Genomic DNA, 20,269 nt, shown 5'->3' on the forward strand with positions numbered 1-20,269 from the left:
ACATAAATTACTCATTTCTACCGCTTCGTTTTCCCACAAAAAGTGCTGAATGAAGATAAAAAATTCGGTTATTCTAACGTTAGAAAGGAGGTCCTTTATTGAATCGCCATCGCCATTTTATATTCCTTTTATCATGGATGCTATTATGCAGTTTTACTCTCCCCAACGTTGCTTTAGCAAAGGAAGAACTCACGCAAGAAGAAATTGTGCAGCAACGTATGGCCTATTACGTACAATTTGACGAATTACTAATTCCGTGGCACTTCTTAGCAGCAATTGACCAATATGAACGCAATTTGCAGTCGGTTCGTAAAGATATCCCAAAACGCGATAGTATCATTGCCATTCAATTTTCCGATGAATATTGGTCAGGTGCTTTAAATCCTGTAAAAGATGATACCGTCCCAGAAACAATTAGTTATTTTGGAGGAATGGGGCTAGATGGTAATGGTGATGGAGTTGCCAGTCCAAAGGATGATGTTGATATAATATTCTCCATGGCTAGTTTTTTAAGTAAATTTGGGACAACTGATGAAGACTTTAAATTAGCTTTATGGGAATATTACGGAACTGAGCAAGCCGTAAATCAAATTTTCACCATTTCCAAAATGTATAAACATTTTAAAACAACTGAGCTTGATGCTCACACGTTCCCAGTCCCACCTAATTATGATTACAGTTATCGTGGTACATGGGGAGATAACAGAGGCTGGGGTGGACGCCGTATTCACGAAGGGACAGATATTTTCGCTAGCTATGGTACTCCAGTACTTTCTACTTCTTATGGAGTAGTGGAAGTAAAGGGATGGAACCAATTTGGTGGTTGGCGTATAGGAATTCGAGACAATCATAACTCTTATCATTATTATGCCCATCTTGGTAGCTATCATAAGAAAATTGAAGTTGGAGACCTTGTCGAGCCAGGAACTGTTCTCGGCTATGTTGGCAGCTCTGGCTATGGTAAAGAAGGGACATCCGGAAAATTCCCACCTCATCTTCACTATGGCATCTACAAATTCAATGGACGTACAGAATGGGCATTTGATCCATATCCATCATTATTACAATGGGAACGACTAGCAAAAAAAGCAAAGCAAAACAGTAATTAAATGTTGCACACAAAAAAGAAGGATAGATAAAATTGACTTTATCCATCCTTCTTTTTTGCTACATATATCCGGTAATTTCTAAAACTTCTATGTTTTTTTAGCCGAGCTCAGTCGCTAATCTACCACAAGCTTTCTACCTCTGATCTGTCCGTTTCTCCCCTTCAATTTTTAGAACTAGTTTGTTGCAATTGTTGTTGTTGCAATTTTCCTGACTGAATTTTCCCAGCTCCGTATCTTTGCCCTGAGCGTCTACAATTCCATAAGTAAATAAGCCACCCATATACTCGTCCAAGAAATAAACATAGCTTTTAAAGGTTGGTTTCGCTCCCCACTCTCGTTCAGCCACATCATCCTTCTGCCATTTAATGACTGCCAGACCTTCATTATTCACTTCATAATAAGAATCGCTATAGCCGGCGAGATCCAGCGTGAAACGCAATGCTTCTCCTTCTGGAAACGTGTAATGGAAGTAATTATACCCTTCTCCAGCATGAAGAGGTGGCGCTCCCTCTGTGAGTTTTTCTAGTCCGAGCGCAATATGACGCGCCTTCGTGAGATCCCCGTGCATCAGTATATCGTATTCTTCCTGACCCGCAGGTGTACGGACAATAACCCGTTTATCTTTGTTATTGTAATAGACATAACCGCCAAGTGTCTCGCTAATGAAACGAATCGGTACATAAGTGATACCGTTTTTATTTACTACTGCAGCGTCTAATTTTATCGTTTTCCCATTAACTGTTGCTGTTTTTTTTCCCGCCACAAGCTGTACTTTCTTACTCTTATCTTTATTTTGAATCGTGACGATACCAGTCTTAGGATCATAAGCGAGCACAGGCCATGCCGGGTCGCTCAGAGACCTTAATTTAACCATAGTTCGTCCTTCAACCGTAATAAAGTCATACTCAGCTTGACCGTTGACAAAAAGAGACGTCGAAGAAGCCGCATGTGCTGGAGTATTGCCAATAAAGCTCACAAGTATCACGAAGCCCATTATTTTGAACCATTTGTTCATACTATCTTTCCCCCTAGAATTGTATTGTTTGCGAAACAATTGAATGCTAAATATATTATACCATTCAAACAGAAAATATGGATAATGAAGGAAAAAACAATATAAAAGCTTTTTATGAACTTATTAGATAAACTTTATGGGGATTAATTTTACAACAAGTGCTTTTTCATTAAGTTAGGTATAAATACATAAAGTTATTAAAAAAAAATTAGAATTTCTATTTAGACATATACATTTAACTACCTATAATTAATAACCATGATTTGTTATTGTACTAAAAAACCATTTTTAAATTTTCCCATTAAAAGGGCTTATGTATATATAGAATTAGTTATAAAATATATTTGTACTATAACAATTTTTCACAGTTCTACATTAAAATGAACAATAAAAGGATGGGAAAAGATGAAAGGTATTTTTCAGTTTAAAACACTTAAAGCCCGAATTTTAAGTGCATTTCTTCTTTTGATAGTATTAGTTGTTTGTTTTACAACCTATACTTACATTTCCAATACTAAGATGGAAAAACAAGCAGAAGGTTTAGTGAATGAAGATTTAATTGTCTTAACTGCAAGTAAAAATTTAGCAATGTCTATGAGTGTTCGTCTATCTGCGGCTTTAAGCTATGTTGAATCGGGTGATGAAAAATACATAGAAACTTTTAATGAATATCGTAAAATTGCGGAAGAAAGCAATAGTATTGTTGAGAAGTACGAAAATACTCCTGAGCGTGCGACGCTAGTAGAAATGGCACGTACGTGGAGCGATCGCGTAAATACCGAAGTATTCGATGTTTATAAAAAGGGCGATAAAGAATTAGCATTAAAAAATTTAACTGCTATAAATAATCTTGTAACTGAAGTTCGTATTGGTTATGAAGAAATGGCCAACAAACGCTCAGACGCCATTACTGAGGTAGGAGATGACGTAGTATCAACAAGTTTAAGAAATAAAACAATTGGAATGATTGTTAGTATTGTATTAACAATTGCAGGTATCCTAATCGCCATTGTCACTGCTAGCAAAATTTCTAAGCCTATTACGATTGTCTCAAAGCGCATGAGTGAATTAGCAGATGGTAATCTGCAACATGAGCTACTTCCAATAACTCACCGTGATGAAATTGGTCAATTAATGCTTTCAGCGAATGATATGAATGAAAAATTAAAACAAACGATAAGCTCTATTCATGCTGTTTCCGAAAAAGTTGCAGCTAGTAGCGAAGAACTTGCTCAATCTTCTAATGAGGTACAATCAGGTACAGAACAAATTACAGTGACTATGCAGGAGCTAGCTTCTGGCACAGAAACACAAGCATCCACAGCAGGAGATTTAGCCGAAACAATGGTTTCTTTCCAGCGCAGTATCCATGAAACAACACAGGAAGGCATTGAATTAAAAGAGCATTCAGGTCATGTACAAAATTTAACAACTACAGGTAAAGGCTTAATGGTACAATCAACACACCAAATGGCAACTATTAATGAGATTGTTTTAGATTCCGTGAAAAAAGTTGAAGGCTTAAATGAGCAATCTGCTGAAATTTCCAAGCTTGTTTCAGTCATTGACGATATTTCAAATCAAACAAATTTACTGGCCTTAAATGCTGCCATCGAAGCAGCTCGTGCAGGAGAGCATGGTAAAGGCTTTGCAGTTGTAGCCGATGAGGTTCGTAAGCTTGCAGAACAGGTCCAATTCTCTGTCACTGACATTTCAACAATCGTCAACCGTATTCAAGGTGAAACTAGCAATGTAACATCTGCCCTACAATCAGGCTATGAGGAAGTAAAAAAAGGAACAGCACAACTAAATCAAACAAATGAAACATTTGAACAAATTTCGGAAGCTGTTGAGGATATGATTCTTAACATCAATACCATTTCAGGAAACTTAAATAAAGTTGCTCAAAACTCCGAGTCCATCAATGCCTCTGTTGATGAAATGGCTTCTATTACACAAGAGTCTGCAGCTGGTGTAGAACAAACAACCGCTACTGTAGAGGAAACAGCTGCTACTATGGAAGAAATCTCAAAGAGTGCAAATCAGCTCGCTAGTATGGCTGGAGAGCTAAACATCCAATTACAGCAATTTAAAATTTAAAGCACAAGTAGCTCATCACCATAACGTATGGTTGATCCACTCGGTTTTAGATGGCGCCTGATCACTTCTTCGGCTCACCTTAGCAGTTCGAGCCGTGACCTGATCATTTATAATCTCTACCAGAAAAAGCTATCTCGACATTACGTTCGAGATAGCTTTCGTTTCTACTTAAAGATTTTATTGGCAATGTCTAATTGGTACTCTTTCAAGTTCAGAACGTTTTATAATTACACTGATCTTCTGAAACCATTCCTCACATAACTCTAGCGCCTCTTGATAATCATCCTCTTCTCTTGATATAGGCTCATCGTTATCCATAAAAACATATTCCAGAATAGGGTCAGATAAATTATCAGCTACAATTTTCAACGTCAATTGAGACACCGTATTATACTCAGGGTCCTCTTCATCTAATTCCTCTTCGATGTCCTGATCTTCCCCCAGTAATGAACCACTTATTAAGTTATTACTAGTTCTTGCAATATACATTTCGTCCTCTACTATAGCAACTTCATATATTTTATTGAATAAGATTTCTTTTTTTATCAGTTCCTCATCCAAATCTTCTCTGCTCGCAAAAAAAAGAGTATTTGTAGGCTCATTTAATAATAAAGCACTTAAGCAATCATTTGATATGATGCAATGTGTATGAGGGATAGCCATTAGCTCCTCTTCACTTGCGTCTTTCATTTCGTTTAACCTGCTGATAAATATATGTCGTTTTTTAACATAACGAATAACTCCTGCTATTACTAGCCCTAAACCAATTAAAAAATAAACCCTACTAAATATAGCTGTCTCGACTGCATCTGCTAATAATAAATAGATTGTCCCTAGAAATAAGAGAAAAAAGGTTTTCATCCGTATCCCACCCTCAAAAAGAATTCGATAGGAAAAATTCATCCATATTAATAGAAATTTTATTCTAACGATTATCTTTTCATTCTTAATTTATGTGGGAATTATGCAACAAAAAAACATAAGGACACTGAAAATCAATGCTCTCATGTTAGTAATGTCCTCAATTTGATTGCTCCCATTAATTCTTCATTGCGTCCAACATTGTCTAAGGAACAAAATCAGTTGCTTGCCACAGCATTAATAAGCTTAAAAAACCTTCTGATTGTCTCCTCAGATTAACACAATATTCCCTTCAGAAAGCCAAAAGCAGCTACAACGCAATTTTAAACGTTGTAGCTGCTACTATAATTTAAAATAATCAATTACCCCTAAATGATTATTCTTATTAAAGATAGTTATTTATTTTAGTGTCATGAATAAGACTGACGGTATGAATGATAAAGCAAACATACAGGAATACCACATAGATGTACGGCGTAATGAAAAGCGAACTTTTTTCTTTTCTGCATAAAAAATGTCTAACATCACTGAAGCAACAACAAGTGGAATAGTAACACATGCGATAGCAACTAATAAAATGTTTAAACCAAACATAAAAGCACCCCTCTGTTCGTGAACATTTATTTTACCTCTTTGTGACAACTTTATGTCAATTTCATTGTACACATTTTGGTCACAAATTGTCAACAACATTCAAATAAGAAAAAAGTGCTTTTTGTAGAATATTTTTATCTAAAAAGAGATTTCTACGCAAATTACTTCACCAAAAAAGCAGCTACAAAATTGTAGCTGCTTTTTAATTATTAATTCATTAGCTTTTCATCAAAATTTACTCTTGACAATTCAAAGAGAGTGTTTTTAATCTCTATATTTATCTGTCAGCCCTCTTAAAAAATTTCTCACAAAGCGATCGCCACATTCTTTATAGTTACGATGACTTGGATTTCTTAAAATGGCACCTAATTCGCCTTTCGAAACGTTAACGCCTCCATCATATAAAATATCGAGCATCTCCTCACTCGTTAAGGATAACGCTATCTTCACTTTCTTTAATAGCATATTATTAGGACTCTCTTTTCCTGAAACAGGTAGTGGTCCTTCCGGCTGACCAGGCTTAGGCTTTTGAGGACCTCGTTTAAATGTAATAAATCCATTTAAAAAAGCCTCTACCATTTTATTATTACATTTGATGTATTCTTCAGGTGCTTCTTCCTCATCATTAACTTTAATAAGCATGTTCAATACTTCTTCCTTCGTAAAGTCCATGCCACCTAGCTTAAAAATTTTAACCATTTCTGTATTTTTAATATCTAACGCATATCTTAAACGAATTAAAATATCATTATTCGTCATTTAAAAACCTCCTTTATGTACTATTAAAGCCAAATATAAAAAGCCAGGCTTAATTATAACAGAGAGCAGTACTTTTTTAGCTACTTTCTGAAATTCCTACAGTATTTAGACTGCGCATTTCCTTCTTTTTAAATGTATTAAAAGTAAACTCTCGACCATTCTAATCACAAGGAGGTGAGAAAAATGGCTAACAATTATCGTAGCTCAAATAAACTTCTCGTACCTGGTGTACAAGAGGCTGTAGATCAGATGAAATATGAAATTGCACAAGAATTTAATGTACAGTTAGGGCCAGAAGCTTCTTCTCGTGCAAACGGTTCAGTCGGAGGAGAAATTACAAAACGCCTCGTAGAAATGGCTGAAAAACGTTCAAAAGGTTTATTATAATTAAAAATAAAAAGAAAAAAGAACGAATCCCTTTGATTGGAATTCGTTCTTTCGTGTTTTCATTATTTTATTTCTTGAAGATATTTATTCATTGTCTGTATGAATTTTAACATCGAATCATCTATTTGTTTCACAAAAGCTCAACCCTCTCGTTTATTATTTACATTGTTGCTGTCCAATTTTCTTGATCTGCCTGACTTTGCTCATACGTTCTTTCAATCTCATCAAAGCTAAGTTAAATGGGAAAACATCTTCCTCCTGGCATATAGATAAAATCCTATTTGAATGATAAGATAAATTCCTGAAACGCTAAAGAACTGTAATAGTATTTCTGGATTCCTTATGACACCACCTACATCATTTGCCATAGAAATAACATATAGAAAGGCTAAGCCCATGCCTGCTAGTGTTGGGATAAAGAATATGATTGTCATCTCCCTAGATATCATTCGCTTTACTTCTGTTGCAGTAATCCCTATATTAAAAAGTTTTTGATACTTCGCTTGTTCTTTATCGATCTCTGAAAAAAGATTTAAATATAATAAAATAAAGGAACCAAAAAAGAAGATAATACTCAAAAAAGTCATGACAAAGAATAACATACCATTAGAATGGATATTACGATAATGGCTCCCTATTTTAGAGGCAATTTTGAATGAGTTCTCTTGTGATACATTCTTTCCTCTAACATCTACAATTGGTGGGATCTTTTCATTGCTATATCTTTCCTCTAAGTCCTCAACTGCCTTTGTTGTCTCTTTCCAGCTGACAACATTAATTAAATGAAGGTTCGATGCAAAACCATTTACATTCGCTTTAAGAAACTCAAATTCGGAATTACTGACAATAATAAAATCTGAAACACCCAAAAGAGAATTAATATTACTTTCAATAATAGATTTTTTTAGTGAATAAGTGATATCGCCTTCTCTACTTGGAATTGTCCATTCCTGAATGTCTTCCTTCACATCCCCTGCATACGCTGGTTCTACGTTCAAATAACGAAGATATTCTCGCCCTTGTAATATTACCTCTCTAGAAGTTAATGCATTAAAATGATCCACTGTCATTATGTTATAAAGGTTATACCAACCATCATACGTTTTCTCATAGTAAGAAAACAATGGAATTACTATATGCTTTTGAACAGGATTTTCTTCATTATTTAATACTGCATCGAACTCACCTATAGACAAATTATCTTTCGTTTTCGGTTGGAGGAATGCTATATCAAAAGGATTTTGATTCAACACTTCCTTTTCATTTAACGTATACGTGGATAATATGATAGTACTGTACAAGGTGGTTATCATGATCATCATTGTCACCATCATTAATATAGAGGTGAGTTGCTTAAATTTATAGTCTATACTCGTCAATAACAATAATCGTTGATAATAAAATTCATTATTTTGTTTCGCTAGCTCTAAAAAAAAACTCATAAACTGAGAGAGACAAAGATATAAACCTACAGTCGTTATTGTGAACCAAATATATAGAAATTCACCAGCATGTGGACCAATATACGTAATAAAAAGCCCTAGGACTGATCCAATAACCAAAACAAGTCCAAGCACTCCAAGCTTCGGACTTTTTAATTTAAATGATTCCGCAACCTTATTGCTTTTTAAGCTTTGTAGAAGATTTCGTTTTAATATCAGATAAAGTGATTTACCTATGGCAAAAAAGTAAATGATGATGAAAATGATAATGGGAAAGTAAAACATCTTGCTATTTAACTGAAAAGTAATTTCCTCTAAGCCCACACTATTCATGAGAAGTAAAAAGAATAGCCGCGAAAATATGCCCCCTGAAAGAAGCCCAATTACTATAGAAAGAAAAGCAATAAGGGCATTCTCTAATAGTAATAGTTTGCTAATATCGCGATTAGTCATCCCTAACGTTATGAATAGCCCAAACTCGCTATTTCTTCTTTTGATAAAAATACCATGTGCATAGGTAATGAAAAACATCGTAAAAACGATCAGGGCAATTCCTGGTACATTCAACATATAATCCAGAGATTCCAGCTTTTTAACTTGTTCGATTTGCTCATTGAAATAGAGGGTAGAAAACATAAAGAAAAACATAACGACAAAGCTATTACAGACCAAGTATAAAAGATATTTTTTATAATGCACCTTTGCCATTTTCCATACAACTTGCTTAAATGTCATGGGCTCTTCCCCCTAAGACGGCTAGATTATCAATGATTTGATTGAGAAATTCTTTCTTATTGCCCTTTTTCACAATATAAGAATGAATAACACCATCTTTTATAAAGATTACTTTTTGACAATAGCTAGCTGCAAAGACATCATGAGTCACAAGAAGAATGGTTGCCTCAAGCTCTTGAACAATCTTTTCAAAGCATTCCATAATTACTTCTGATGTTTTCGAATCCAAGTTTCCCGTGGGTTCATCGGCAAAGATAATACTAGGCTCGTTAACTAAGGCTCTACTAACAGCCGTACGCTGCCCCTGTCCACCCGATACGTTATAGGGATATTTATTCAAGATTATATCAATCCCAAAAAGCTTAGATAAACTTTTTACCTTCTCCTCCATTTCAGCTGCGCCTTTCTTTTCCAGGATCATTGGTAACATAATATTTTCTTTTACCGTTAGGCTATCTAAAAGATTAAACTCTTGGAAGACGAATCCTAATTGTTGTCGGCGAAACAATGCTAATTCATCAGCACCCATTTCACTTATAGCTTTGTCTTCAATTACAACTTCACCAGAGGTTGGCTTATCAATTCCACTTAATATGTTAAGTAATGTTGTTTTTCCGCTTCCAGATGGTCCCATAATGGCTACAAACTCACCCTTTTTCATTGATAGGCTTATTCCGCCCAGTGCCGTCGTGGAACCTTCTTCCCCTGACTCTCCGTATATTTTAACTATATTTCTCGCATCTAAAATAACCATTATTCTTCCCTCCATGGAAATCGGTATTGAATACCATTCTAAATTACAAGTGGCTATAAAAAAATTTGATTCACTAAAAAAACCTTACAACTCTGTAAGGTTTGGTTCTACGCTCTATACTTGAGACAAATGATTTTCTGTCGCTTGCCATCGAATCGTTACAGTTGTACCTCTCGTCACTTCAGATTGTATAGTAATCGGTTGCCCAAGCTTGTCTGCTATTTTTTTACTAATATAAAGTCCGATACCTGTGGAATTGGGCGTTCTTCTCCCATTTTCTCCTGTGAAAAATGGTTGAAATACTCTATCGATATCATAAGAATGCATGCCTATCCCTTCATCAATAATAGATAATATAATGTATTCCTCGAAACGTTCAATTTTGAAAACAAGCTGTTTCTTCCCGCTTTTTAAGCTTGAATATTTAATAGCGTTGGAAATGATTTGGTCCAATAAAATTGTGTTCCATTTTACATCAGTAACAACAAAGGCTTCTTCTTCATTAAATTCGATGACCGGAAATATAGAATGGTAAATACATTCCCTTTTTCGCTCATTAATGACTTTTCTCAACGTAGTAAGTAAATCAACTGCAGTTATGTCCAAATCGGTTTCAAAGCTTTCCATTCTCACCATCGTTAACGCTTGCTCTATTGAAGTATGTATTCGTTTGTTTTCTCGCTGAATTTTTTCAAAAAGGACAGTAGTTTCCTCTGTTTTTCCTTTACTAATAATCAGTTCTATTACAGAAACAGGCGTTTTTAAAAAGTGCATCCAATGGGATAAAAAATATAGACTTTCATTTTTCTGTTCCTTCATTGTATTATATTTTCGAGTGTGTTCACTTATATTTTTCTTTAGCAATTGATAAAACGCCTTCTGTTCCTCTGTATATGGTTGTATTTCGACAAATTGTCCTCTTAACATAAGCTCAATTGCTTTATTCGTTTGATAGTAGTTAAGCCAATCAATTACTAAATACACAGTTAATAAAAATAATCCTATCGATAATGGATAAAAAATTTCATCATTTGCCGGTTCATTTAGATGAAAAAAGGTCATAACGCAAATCATATTTATTAAATAAAACATGATTAGTAGCAACCGATCTTTTAAGAATTTTATTAAAATATGCTTTAACATTGCGAACCCCTCGTAGAATTAGAATAGTGAAACATATACCCTACTCCTCTTTTGCTCTTGATTACATCATCAAATCCTAATTCAGATAGTATATGCTTTATTCTCGTCATATTAACCGTTAATGTATTATCCTCTACGAATGTAATCGAGTCCCACACTTCCTCGATTAGCTCTTCTCTCGATACAAATGAATTTTTATTATCTATTAATTTTTTCATTAATTTAAATTCATTTTTGCTAAGGTTAATCTTTTTCTCGTGGAAAGTTAGAACAAGTGTATCGGCATCAATACATAGCTGACCAACACACGTAAGATTTTGTCCTTTTGCTGCATATTCCCCATAAACTCTTCTAGTCGTCGCCTTCACCTTCGATTGCAGCATTTCAGACGTAAATGGTTTCGTAATATAGTCATCAGCCCCAAGTTCAATAGCCATAATCTGATCTAGCTCTTGATTACGAGCAGAAATAATTAAAATTGGCACATTCGACTGCTTACGAAAAGCCCTACATAAATAATAGCCATCATAATAAGGTAAATTAATATCCAATAAAACTAAATCAGGTTTAATTCTCGTAAACTCATTCTCTATATTCAAAAAGTTTTCAGGCTGTACAACAGTATACCCATAGCGCTCCAAGTTTTCTTGAATAAGCGCACTTAATTCAGTATCGTCTTCAATAAGCATAAGTTTGTACATAGTTGACTCTCCTTTTATACGATGGATAACAGAAATTTTGAGAAAGAGTTATTTAAAGAATCATACTTAGGAACACTAACAACATGTTACATATAATACCATTTTATAATATATAATGTATAAATAGTATCAATAAAGAAGGAGATTGAGAAATAGATAAAACTAGTGATCATTATGTAATCGGAGAAAGCTACAGTAGTAAATCACTTTCTGAAGCTGGTTTAAAGGAAAAGAATATTGCAAATTGGGTGGCCCACAATAATATTGATAACGTGCGCAGTTTTTTTTGCGAATAAACACATGAAATCAAAAGGCAAATTTATTAAGGGAAACTCGCATAGCTAACCTTCCATGGTCATACGTCAAACAGATGCTATTGTTGGTGGACTGATGGCATGGCAAGAAGATAACCACAGTGTAATAGAGGACGTTTTTGTCCGTGAACCATGGAGAAAGCGCAGTATTGTCAAGTATTTGCTTACACAAGCTTTGAGATATCTTAAGTCTCATCAGCTACAAAAAGCTATTCTCATGGTATTAACTACAAATAAATCAGCCTTATCTCTATACGAATCTGTTGGCCTTTATATGGACAAAGAAGAGATAAGGTACTTTACAAAACTAAATTAGGTAGGAAACAAAAAAGAGGGGTTCATTGCCCCTCTTGCTATTTCCACCAATACATCCTATTTAATTGTCCTTTAGTACTAACAGTGAACAGCACTCCACATGTGCAAAGTGTATGTGGCAACACAAGGGTAAGTACACATGAGTTGATGTGATTCATTTTTTCTCTAACATTTGAAGAGTTACATCATTTCATTGTCCCCGTCCCATCAACATTCTTTTCCAAAGTTATCAAGCAATGCACGCACTTCATCTGTTGATTTCGTGTTCATCAATTGATTTCTTAATTCACCAGCTCCACGGAATCCTTTGACATAAATTTTGAAAAAGCGATGAAGCCCTGTGATTGAACGTGGCAGTACTTCCGCATATTGATCTTGAAGATCAAGCTGCAGCCTTAAAAGATCAAGGTACTCTTTACTGCTATGCTCTTTTGGCTCTTTTTCAAAAGCAAAAGGATTTTTAAAAATACCTCGCCCGATCATAACGCCATCAATACCATATTGTTCAGCAAGCTGCAGCCCAGTTTGACGGTCAGGAATGTCTCCATTGATTGTTAGTAGCGTATTTGGTGCGATACGGTCACGTAATTTTTTGATTTCCGGAATTAGCTCCCAATGCGCATCTACTTGGCTCATTTCCTTTCTTGTACGTAAATGAATAGAAAGGTTCGCAATATCCTGTTTTAAAATATGCGATAGCCACTCCTCCCACTCATTTACATCGTTATAGCCAAGTCGTGTTTTCACGCTGACAGGCAGTCCGCCCGCTTTTGCTGCTTGAATAAGCTCTGCCGCAACGTCTGGAAGCAGAATAAGGCCACTGCCTTTCCCTCTCGTTGCCACATTCGGTACAGGGCAGCCCATATTAATATCGATGCCTTTAAATCCTAGCTCTGCCATGCCCATACTCATTTGACGGAAATATTCGGGATTATCTCCCCAAATATGTGCCACCATTGGCTGTTCATCTTCTGTAAAAATCAAACGGCCACGCACACTTTTCATGCCCTCTGGATGACAATAACTATCCGAGTTTGTAAACTCTGTGAAAAATACATCCGGTCGTCCGGCTTCACTTACTACGTGACGAAAAACAACATCCGTCACATCTTCCATTGGTGCAAGTACAAAAAATGGTCGTGGTAAATCACGCCAAAAATTATCTATCATTTTCAAACTCAAATCCTCTCACTATGGATACAACTTCAAACTCTCGGTCAAAAAATATAAAGCCGAATGTTCCACTTCCTTTACACTTATATCATGCTTAATAACTGATTATCAAATACAAGTACATTTGGACATTTATAATTTGTGAAAATCGGCAATATTTATTTTAACGAAAATCGGTCCTGAATGGTATTTTTATAAACAAAAGAGCAGATGCTATAGATTTCAACTGCTTTTCTATTATACTATCGCTTCACAATGAAGTGAGACTAGCCAATCGTTGAACTGTGAAATAATGAAAAAAAGACGAATTAGAGGTGCAATATCACCATTTCTAAACCGTCTGCTTTTTATATTTCATTTAAATTCAACTTATAAATCTGAAGATGTTTATATACCTACACCAATCTTATTTTCGACATCATGATTTAATGAAGAAAGTAATTTTTCTGCATTATTTTTTTAATCTACAAGATCCTCTCTTCTTGAACTAGTTTTTGCATTGTATTTAATTCATCATCGCTAATTCATTTCAACTGATTCTCGAGAAATAAAAGAAATACCCCTCGTAGCTTCCATAATTTGCAAAGAGCTTGAAGATAATTCTTCTATACTTGCAGATGAATTCGCATTATTTTCAGCAATGCCAAATCACTGTAGTCTTTAACATCATGATTATTCATTTGGACCGATTACACGATTACGAATATCCAATTTTCCTTTACCTTCTGCACGTTTAGATAACGTATTACGCCAGTTAGGTGCTAGGAGTTCACAAGCAGCAAGTCTAGCTGCTAATTCTAAATCATGTTTTTTATTGTGCATAACATCATTGCATTTAGCCACAGTCCATTCAGGGAATGGTCTTTCTTGAAGTTGGAGATAATCTCCTGCTTGTATCTCCCCCTCTTTAAGAACACGAAAATACCATCCCGTTAAGCCCTCTTGTTGTATTTGTAAAGCTAAATCTTTTATCTTCCAGCGTCTTGCTGGTCTCCAACATGGTTGCCTTGGTTGCGAAACTTGAACGACAGCCCCACCAATATGAAATACATCACCGATACATAAATCATCTTCATTGATGTTTTTAACAGCTAAGTTTTCACCAAATGCACCGACGGAAAAGTCTGGCCTTTGTAATTTTTTTTGCCAATAATCATAATGAGAAACCGTATAGACAAAAATTGCCTTTTCTGGTCCACCATGTCGCTTAAGATCTGCTTGTCCATCCCCTCCAAGATTTGTTTTCCCTGCCCAAATCTTCCCTTTAACTGGATATTTTACAATTCCAGTGGTCCACTCACGATCCATTGGATGTTTTGCATCTTTATTTCCGAATGTTTGTGGCCTTCCTACCATTATTTTATCTATCACAGGTTGACTCACCGATATCAAACTCCTTTTTAAAATTAATTTTGATTCATATTTCAGCAATTTTAAGATGGTAATGCATAAACTTAAATATTTAAACCATTTTCTCCCAAAAATTCCGTCTATTAGAAATATATAATAAATTAGTGTATAATGATAGTTAAAACCTATCATTATACATATAAATACTTAGGAGGAAATTCGATGGAACTAAAACAATTGGAATACTTTATCGTACTATGTCAAGAGCTGCATTTTACACGTGCGGCGGAGAAACTAGGTATTGCCCAACCTTCTCTTAGTCAACAAATTAGCTTGTTAGAACATGAAGTTGGGATGCCTTTATTTGATCGTATTGGCAAAAAAAATATACTTACTGATGCAGGTAAAACATTGCTCCATCACAGCTACAATGTTTTTCATGAAATTTCTCAGGCACGTGCTGCAATTAGCGAGCTTCAGGGATTAGAGAGGGGTACGCTCAAAATAGGCTCCCTACTCACAGTTGTTAATTATTTGCTTTCCCCAACAGTTATCAGGTTTCACAATGCTTATCCCAATGTAGAACTTTCTGTACAAGGGTTACGAACTGGAGATATTTACAAAGGACTATTACAAAATGAATTGGATTTGGGTATCGTTTTTTTACCGTTGGAACATGAAGACCTAGAAGCTATTCCGCTCTATAAAGAAGATCTTGCTTTTGCTGCACCTATAGATCACATCATTGCAAAAGAGGTGTGTGTATCACTTCAAGTTTTGAAAGAGACACCATCTATTTTATTACCTGAAACCTATTTTCTACGACAAGTTGTTAACGAACAGTGTCGCTTAATGAATTTCGCACCCAAACCAGTACTTGAAATGACGACGATGGAATCTATCATTCAAATGGTAAGCAAAGGCGTCGGTGTTACGATACTACCAAAAGCTTACTTAGATTATATTGACAATATTCATATTAAAACGATTCCTATTCAAGATCCGGTAATCACCACACAGATTGGCATTGCCTATCGAAAGAACAAACATTTATGTGCTGCTAGTCGTGTTTTTATGGACCAATTGATTAAAACAATTAAAGGTGAACGCTTTAACTAGAGTTTTATCAGGAATAATCTTCTTTCTTTTCAATACTTTCCAGCGCGTTTTCAATGAGGTCAACGGCTTGGTCAATTTCTTCTTTAGTAATTAATAAACTCGGTGCCAGACGAATTACATGGGTTCCCGCAGTAAGTACGAGCAGTCCTTGTTGCAGCAGCTCTTGAATTATTGGGGAAATCGGTTCGCGGCATTCAATACCAATTAAGAGACCAAGCCCTCTTATATTTTGTACACTAGGATAGTGCTGAAGTTGATCTGTCAAGCGCTGTATATACCTGTGCTTCAATAGCACTTAATTCTATAGGAAACACATTTTGATTGGTAAATGGATGATATGCAACAATACCAGTGACAGAACTTAGACCAAACACACCCATCTCCTGGAAAGTTTTTATATCAGCTTGAATCCCAGCACCTCCTCTTGCAGCAGAACCCGCTATTGATAAAGCTCTAGGTACCCACATATAATCAAATCCTCTCTTGTTTATGAATCTGAATTTTCTTTGTCTTTAATTTGTGACCTAGTGTTTACCCATCCATCGAAATAGAGTGTATTTACGCGGATATTAAAATAAAATCACTTTTTAAAAAACTCTTTCGTTTTCTCTAGTGCTAAAATGAATCGTTCGATATCTTCTTCTGTATTGTATAAGTAAAAGCTGGCACGTGCCGTAGCACTAGCTTCAAAGTGTCGCATTAATGGTTGGCAGCAATGATGCCCAGCGCGTATTGCTATACCATAAGTGTCGAGAACCGTGGCTAGATCATGCGGATGAACTTTGCCTAAATTAAACGTAACCAACCCAAAACGTCCATCATCAGGTCCATACATTGTCACATCTTCAATTTGTTTCATTCGTTCTACCGCATAGCTAGTTAATTGTTTATCGTGCTTCTCTATCGTATCTAATCCTATTCCTTCTAGAAAATCGATAGCTGTACCTAAACCAATTGCCCCTGCAATAATTGGAGTTCCTCCTTCAAATTTCCACGGCAATTCTTTCCAAGATGCATCATGTAAATCAACATGATCGATCATTTCTCCTCCAAATTCAATCGGTTCCATTTTCTCAAGCAATTGCTTTTTTCCGTACAACACTCCAATACCAGTTGGTCCACACATCTTATGACCTGAAAAGGCATAGAAATCGCAGCCCAAATCCTGAACATCTACCTTTATATGTGGGACACTTTGTGCACCATCCACCATGATGACAGCGCCATGTTTATGAGCAATTGCAGCCATTTGCTTCACTGGATTAGCAATTCCCAATACATTAGAAACATGCGAAACGGCTACAATTTTCGTGTGGCTAGTAATTGCTTTCTCAGCATCTCCAATAGAAAATGTTCCATCATTTTGGAGTGGGATATGTTTTAATTTAGCTTTCGTTGCTTTTGCCACTTGTTGCCAAGGAAGCAGATTACTGTGATGTTCCATTGCGGAGATCACAATTTCATCCCCTTCATTGCAGACAGCCCTTGCATAGCTACTAGCTACTAGATTTATAGAAGATGTCGTACCACGAGTGAAGATAACTTCTTTTTCCGTCTCTGCATTAAGGAAATTAGCTACTTTCTTCCGTGCTCCTTCATAAGCATCTGTAGCACGTGAACTTAACGTATGTACTCCTCTGTGTACATTAGCATTATCTTGTTCATAGTATTGTTGCAATGATTCAATGACTTGGAGCGGTTTCTGTGTTGATGCTGCGTTATCTAAGTAAACCAACGGATACCCATGAATCTTTTGATTCAGTATCGGAAATTGTTTTTGCATATTGATCGATTCCATTATTATTCTCACCCTATACTTTTGACATTACTAAGTGCTTGATAATGAGCCTTGATTGTATCTTCAATATCTTCATCGGAGTGTGCTGCCGATATGAACATCACCTCATAAGGTGTAGGGGCCGTCAGAATTCCAAAATTCAGCATACTCGTATAATATTTTTTAAAAACTTGCATATCCGAACTCTTAGCTGTTTCATAATCAACAACCTCTTGTTCTGTAAAAAAGGTAGAAAGCATGGAGCCTACCCTGTTAATTTTTAATGGCACATTTGTCAATTCAGCATTTTGTTTGAAGCCTTCTTCTAGTCTAGCCGCTTTTCTTTCCAAATCATCATAGATTTCAATCTGCTCAAGTAACCGTAGAGTTCTATATCCAGCTGACATTGCAAGTGGATTCCCTGATAATGTACCTGCTTGATAAATAGGTCCTGCGGGTGCAATTTGCTCCATGATTTCACGTTTACCTCCATAAGCTCCCACAGGCAATCCCCCTCCTATAATCTTTCCTAAACAGGTAATATCGGGATCGACTCCGTATAGATTCTGTGCCCCATGATAGTCTACGCGAAAACCAGTCATTACTTCATCAAAGATAAGCAAGCTACCGTACTGTTTGGTAATCTCACGTAACCCTTGGAGAAATCCAGGATTTGGAGGAACAACTCCCATATTTCCTGCAACTGGTTCGACAATAACAGCTGCGATTTGTTCCCCAAATTGTTCAAAGGTATGACGGATACTCTCCATACTGTTATAAGGTACTGTAATAGTATCAATAGTGACATTATTGGGTACCCCCGGACTATCGGGCAATCCTAATGTGGCCACCCCAGAACCTGCCTTGATTAACAAAGCGTCAGCATGTCCATGATAGCCACCTTTAAATTTCACAATTTTTTGCCGCCTTGTATATCCCCTTGCTAAACGTAACGCACTCATTATAGCTTCTGTTCCAGAGTTCACCATACGTACCATTTCAATGGATGGAACAATTTCACATATTAATTTAGCCATTTTCACTTCAATCTCAGTAGATAATCCAAAGCTTGATCCATCTCTTACTGCCTTCTGTATCTCTTCCTCCACTGTTGGATGGGCATGCCCAAGTATCAAAGGTCCCCATGAGCATATATAATCAATAAATTCATTTCCATCAACATCAAATATGTGAGATCCTCGACCTTCTGTAATAAAAACAGGGGGAGAGTCAACCAACGAAAATGCACGTACCGGGCTGTTCACTCCTCCAGGAATCACAATTTTTGCTTGTTCAAATAATGCTTTGGAGTAAGAATCCACTCTTTTTGTATTCATTTATTTTCCCCTCTCAATGAATCTTCCGCTCATATAAAATGAACCCCGAAGTTATTTCTTTGACCTCATCACTAAGTAGTTTGATTAATGTTGAATCTTGTGGATTCTTCAATGCTTGTGAAATAATACGTGCTATCTCTATCATTTCACTTGGTCCCATTCCTCTTGTAGTTATGGCTGGCGTACCAAGACGAATTCCACTTGTTATTTGTGGACTTGTCGGATCAAATGGAATTGCGTTTTTGTTTACCGTGATGCCAATCTCATCAAGTAGTAGTTGTGCATCCATTCCAGTGATCTTAATATTGCGCAGATCTAAGAGGATAAGATGATTGTCAGTACCTCCCGATACAACATTTAAACCCTCTGCTATCAATGCTTCAGCTAATACTTTTGCATTCTGAAGTACATTTTTCATATATTGTTTAAATTCAGAGGAGGAATTTTCTTTAAATGCTATCGCTTTGGCAGCAATCATATGCATAAGCGGTCCACCCTGAATAGCTGGAAAGACTGCTTTATCAATTGCTTGTGCCCAGGATTTCTTACATAAAATGACTCCTCCCCTTGGACCTCGCAGTGTTTTATGTGTTGTCGTTGTTACAAAATCAGCATGTGGTACAGGGTTTGGATGTAAACCAGCTGCAACAATGCCAGCAATATGAGCCATATCTACAAGAAATAACGCATCTACCTCTTTAGCAATTTCAGAAAAAGCTTCGAAATCTATTGTACGTGGATAAGCACTTGCTCCCACTACAATCATTCGAGGTTTATGTTCATGGGCAAGTTTCCTCACTTCATCATAGTCTATTAGATGGGTTTGTTCGTCGACACCATAAGAAACAAAATGATATAGCTGACCAGAGAAATTAACGGGACTTCCATGTGTTAAATGACCACCGTGTGATAAATTCATGCCTAAAATCGTATCTCCTGGATTTACAGCTGCAAAATAAACTGCTGCATTAGCCTGCGAACCTGAGTGCGGCTGTACATTGGCATGTTCTGCATCAAATAAACCTTTAACTCTTTCTCTAGCCAATTCTTCTACTATGTCAACATGCTCACAACCTCCATAATATCTTTGTCCAGGATAGCCTTCCGCATATTTATTTGTTAGGACTGTACCCATCGCTTCCATAACAGCTTCACTAACAAAGTTTTCCGAAGCAATCAATTCAATTTTATTGTGCTGTCGATATAGCTCCTGCCGAATTGCTTTTGCTATAGCAGGGTCTTCTTTAAACAAATTCTCCATTTACATTTCCTCCCTGATGTATA

Annotated in this window: 20 protein-coding genes; 5 read left to right on the forward strand and 15 right to left on the reverse strand. The window is 36.1% G+C overall.

Annotated elements, in window-relative coordinates; genetic code table 11:
* Window positions 1–137: 137 nt before the first annotated feature.
* On the forward strand, window positions 138–1,109 hold the full coding sequence (locus tag FJQ98_RS22920; protein ID WP_053597217.1) for a M23 family metallopeptidase: 972 nt from the start codon (window positions 138–140) through the stop codon (window positions 1,107–1,109).
* A 133-nt stretch (window positions 1,110–1,242) separates the two neighbouring features.
* On the opposite strand, the gene FJQ98_RS22925 is transcribed toward FJQ98_RS22920, so the two are convergent.
* A complete protein-coding gene (locus FJQ98_RS22925) occupies window positions 1,243–2,124 on the reverse strand; it encodes a copper amine oxidase N-terminal domain-containing protein (protein WP_053597166.1) in 882 nt (293 codons plus the stop codon).
* A gap of 405 nt (window positions 2,125–2,529) precedes the next feature.
* Between FJQ98_RS22925 and FJQ98_RS22930 the strand changes: the two genes are divergently transcribed.
* The gene (locus FJQ98_RS22930) at window positions 2,530–4,224 is read left to right on the forward strand and encodes a methyl-accepting chemotaxis protein (RefSeq protein WP_053597167.1); all 1,695 of its coding nucleotides are present in this window, start codon (window positions 2,530–2,532) and stop codon (window positions 4,222–4,224) included.
* Window positions 4,225–4,401: 177 nt separating this feature from the next.
* On the opposite strand, the gene FJQ98_RS22935 is transcribed toward FJQ98_RS22930, so the two are convergent.
* The 3 genes from FJQ98_RS22935 to FJQ98_RS22945 form a co-directional block, all read right to left on the reverse strand.
* Window positions 4,402–5,085: a hypothetical protein gene (locus tag FJQ98_RS22935; protein WP_053597168.1), complete on the reverse strand. Its 684-nt coding sequence runs from the start codon at window positions 5,083–5,085 to the stop codon at window positions 4,402–4,404.
* A 399-nt stretch (window positions 5,086–5,484) separates the two neighbouring features.
* A complete protein-coding gene (locus FJQ98_RS22940) occupies window positions 5,485–5,679 on the reverse strand; it encodes a hypothetical protein (protein WP_053597169.1) in 195 nt (64 codons plus the stop codon).
* 264 nt (window positions 5,680–5,943) lie between these two features.
* The gene (locus tag FJQ98_RS22945; protein WP_053597170.1) at window positions 5,944–6,438 is read right to left on the reverse strand and encodes a YehS family protein; all 495 of its coding nucleotides are present in this window, start codon (window positions 6,436–6,438) and stop codon (window positions 5,944–5,946) included.
* 183 nt (window positions 6,439–6,621) lie between these two features.
* Between FJQ98_RS22945 and FJQ98_RS22950 the strand changes: the two genes are divergently transcribed.
* Window positions 6,622–6,825, forward strand: coding sequence for an alpha/beta-type small acid-soluble spore protein (locus FJQ98_RS22950; protein ID WP_053597171.1), 204 nt, complete (start codon window positions 6,622–6,624; stop codon window positions 6,823–6,825).
* A gap of 230 nt (window positions 6,826–7,055) precedes the next feature.
* Here FJQ98_RS22950 and FJQ98_RS22955 read toward each other — a convergent pair whose 3' ends face one another.
* From FJQ98_RS22955 to FJQ98_RS22970, 4 genes are all read right to left on the reverse strand, one after another.
* On the reverse strand, window positions 7,056–9,002 hold the full coding sequence (locus FJQ98_RS22955) for an ABC transporter permease (RefSeq protein WP_053597172.1): 1,947 nt from the start codon (window positions 9,000–9,002) through the stop codon (window positions 7,056–7,058).
* Window positions 8,992–9,756, reverse strand: coding sequence for an ABC transporter ATP-binding protein (locus tag FJQ98_RS22960; RefSeq protein WP_053597173.1), 765 nt, complete (start codon window positions 9,754–9,756; stop codon window positions 8,992–8,994). Before FJQ98_RS22960 ends, FJQ98_RS22955 begins: the two co-directional genes overlap by 11 nt.
* 114 nt (window positions 9,757–9,870) lie before the next feature.
* A complete protein-coding gene (locus FJQ98_RS22965) occupies window positions 9,871–10,899 on the reverse strand; it encodes a sensor histidine kinase (RefSeq protein WP_053597174.1) in 1,029 nt (342 codons plus the stop codon).
* A complete protein-coding gene (locus tag FJQ98_RS22970; protein ID WP_053597175.1) occupies window positions 10,893–11,600 on the reverse strand; it encodes a response regulator transcription factor in 708 nt (235 codons plus the stop codon). Before FJQ98_RS22970 ends, FJQ98_RS22965 begins: the two co-directional genes overlap by 7 nt.
* A gap of 351 nt (window positions 11,601–11,951) precedes the next feature.
* Between FJQ98_RS22970 and FJQ98_RS22975 the strand changes: the two genes are divergently transcribed.
* Window positions 11,952–12,230 carry a GNAT family N-acetyltransferase gene (locus FJQ98_RS22975; RefSeq protein ID WP_053597176.1) on the forward strand — a complete coding sequence of 93 codons (279 nt, stop codon included), beginning with the start codon at window positions 11,952–11,954 and terminating at the stop codon, window positions 12,228–12,230.
* 206 nt (window positions 12,231–12,436) lie between these two features.
* Here the strand turns inward: FJQ98_RS22975 and FJQ98_RS22980 are convergent, their stop codons facing one another.
* Window positions 12,437–13,399, reverse strand: a complete 963-nt coding sequence (locus tag FJQ98_RS22980) for a tRNA dihydrouridine synthase (protein WP_053597218.1) — start codon at window positions 13,397–13,399, stop codon at window positions 12,437–12,439.
* A 675-nt stretch (window positions 13,400–14,074) separates the two neighbouring features.
* A complete protein-coding gene (locus FJQ98_RS22985) occupies window positions 14,075–14,785 on the reverse strand; it encodes an MOSC domain-containing protein (protein WP_241774657.1) in 711 nt (236 codons plus the stop codon).
* A gap of 189 nt (window positions 14,786–14,974) precedes the next feature.
* Here FJQ98_RS22985 and FJQ98_RS22990 point away from each other — a divergent pair, with 189 nt between their 5' ends.
* Window positions 14,975–15,871: a LysR family transcriptional regulator gene (locus tag FJQ98_RS22990; protein ID WP_053597177.1), complete on the forward strand. Its 897-nt coding sequence runs from the start codon at window positions 14,975–14,977 to the stop codon at window positions 15,869–15,871.
* A 7-nt stretch (window positions 15,872–15,878) separates the two neighbouring features.
* Here the strand turns inward: FJQ98_RS22990 and FJQ98_RS22995 are convergent, their stop codons facing one another.
* The 5 genes from FJQ98_RS22995 to FJQ98_RS23015 form a co-directional block, all read right to left on the reverse strand.
* Window positions 15,879–16,136: an aminotransferase class III-fold pyridoxal phosphate-dependent enzyme gene (locus FJQ98_RS22995; RefSeq protein WP_053597178.1), complete on the reverse strand. Its 258-nt coding sequence runs from the start codon at window positions 16,134–16,136 to the stop codon at window positions 15,879–15,881.
* Entirely contained in the window at window positions 16,108–16,338 is a 231-nt protein-coding gene (locus FJQ98_RS23000; protein WP_053597179.1) for a bifunctional hydroxymethylpyrimidine kinase/phosphomethylpyrimidine kinase, read from the reverse strand. The genes FJQ98_RS22995 and FJQ98_RS23000 overlap by 29 nt, the downstream gene beginning before the upstream one ends.
* 113 nt (window positions 16,339–16,451) lie before the next feature.
* Window positions 16,452–17,669 carry a cysteine desulfurase gene (locus FJQ98_RS23005; protein ID WP_053597180.1) on the reverse strand — a complete coding sequence of 406 codons (1,218 nt, stop codon included), beginning with the start codon at window positions 17,667–17,669 and terminating at the stop codon, window positions 16,452–16,454.
* Between the two features lie 8 nt (window positions 17,670–17,677).
* Window positions 17,678–18,985, reverse strand: coding sequence for a glutamate-1-semialdehyde 2,1-aminomutase (gene hemL, locus FJQ98_RS23010; protein WP_053597181.1), 1,308 nt, complete (start codon window positions 18,983–18,985; stop codon window positions 17,678–17,680).
* A 13-nt stretch (window positions 18,986–18,998) separates the two neighbouring features.
* Window positions 18,999–20,246 (reverse strand): serine hydroxymethyltransferase, encoded by a 1,248-nt coding sequence (locus FJQ98_RS23015; RefSeq protein WP_053597182.1) that lies wholly within the window; start codon window positions 20,244–20,246, stop codon window positions 18,999–19,001.
* Window positions 20,247–20,269 lie beyond the last annotated feature (23 nt).

This window comes from Lysinibacillus agricola (assembly GCF_016638705.1).
In the GTDB taxonomy this organism is placed as follows: Bacteria; Bacillota; Bacilli; order Bacillales_A; family Planococcaceae; genus Lysinibacillus; species Lysinibacillus agricola.

Coding starts and splice junctions, on each gene's coding strand:
- FJQ98_RS22920 (WP_053597217.1), top strand. CDS start 138: ATGCTATTATGCAGTTTTACTCTCCCCAACGTTGCTTTAGCAAAGGAA.
- FJQ98_RS22925 (WP_053597166.1), bottom strand. CDS start 2,124: ATGAACAAATGGTTCAAAATAATGGGCTTCGTGATACTTGTGAGCTTT.
- FJQ98_RS22930 (WP_053597167.1), top strand. CDS start 2,530: ATGAAAGGTATTTTTCAGTTTAAAACACTTAAAGCCCGAATTTTAAGT.
- FJQ98_RS22935 (WP_053597168.1), bottom strand. CDS start 5,085: ATGAAAACCTTTTTTCTCTTATTTCTAGGGACAATCTATTTATTATTA.
- FJQ98_RS22940 (WP_053597169.1), bottom strand. CDS start 5,679: ATGTTTGGTTTAAACATTTTATTAGTTGCTATCGCATGTGTTACTATT.
- FJQ98_RS22945 (WP_053597170.1), bottom strand. CDS start 6,438: ATGACGAATAATGATATTTTAATTCGTTTAAGATATGCGTTAGATATT.
- FJQ98_RS22950 (WP_053597171.1), top strand. CDS start 6,622: ATGGCTAACAATTATCGTAGCTCAAATAAACTTCTCGTACCTGGTGTA.
- FJQ98_RS22955 (WP_053597172.1), bottom strand. CDS start 9,002: ATGACATTTAAGCAAGTTGTATGGAAAATGGCAAAGGTGCATTATAAA.
- FJQ98_RS22960 (WP_053597173.1), bottom strand. CDS start 9,756: ATGGTTATTTTAGATGCGAGAAATATAGTTAAAATATACGGAGAGTCA.
- FJQ98_RS22965 (WP_053597174.1), bottom strand. CDS start 10,899: ATGTTAAAGCATATTTTAATAAAATTCTTAAAAGATCGGTTGCTACTA.
- FJQ98_RS22970 (WP_053597175.1), bottom strand. CDS start 11,600: ATGTACAAACTTATGCTTATTGAAGACGATACTGAATTAAGTGCGCTT.
- FJQ98_RS22975 (WP_053597176.1), top strand. CDS start 11,952: ATGGTCATACGTCAAACAGATGCTATTGTTGGTGGACTGATGGCATGG.
- FJQ98_RS22980 (WP_053597218.1), bottom strand. CDS start 13,399: ATGATAGATAATTTTTGGCGTGATTTACCACGACCATTTTTTGTACTT.
- FJQ98_RS22990 (WP_053597177.1), top strand. CDS start 14,975: ATGGAACTAAAACAATTGGAATACTTTATCGTACTATGTCAAGAGCTG.
- FJQ98_RS23000 (WP_053597179.1), bottom strand. CDS start 16,338: ATGTGGGTACCTAGAGCTTTATCAATAGCGGGTTCTGCTGCAAGAGGA.
- FJQ98_RS23005 (WP_053597180.1), bottom strand. CDS start 17,669: ATGGAATCGATCAATATGCAAAAACAATTTCCGATACTGAATCAAAAG.
- hemL (WP_053597181.1), bottom strand. CDS start 18,985: ATGAATACAAAAAGAGTGGATTCTTACTCCAAAGCATTATTTGAACAA.
- FJQ98_RS23015 (WP_053597182.1), bottom strand. CDS start 20,246: ATGGAGAATTTGTTTAAAGAAGACCCTGCTATAGCAAAAGCAATTCGG.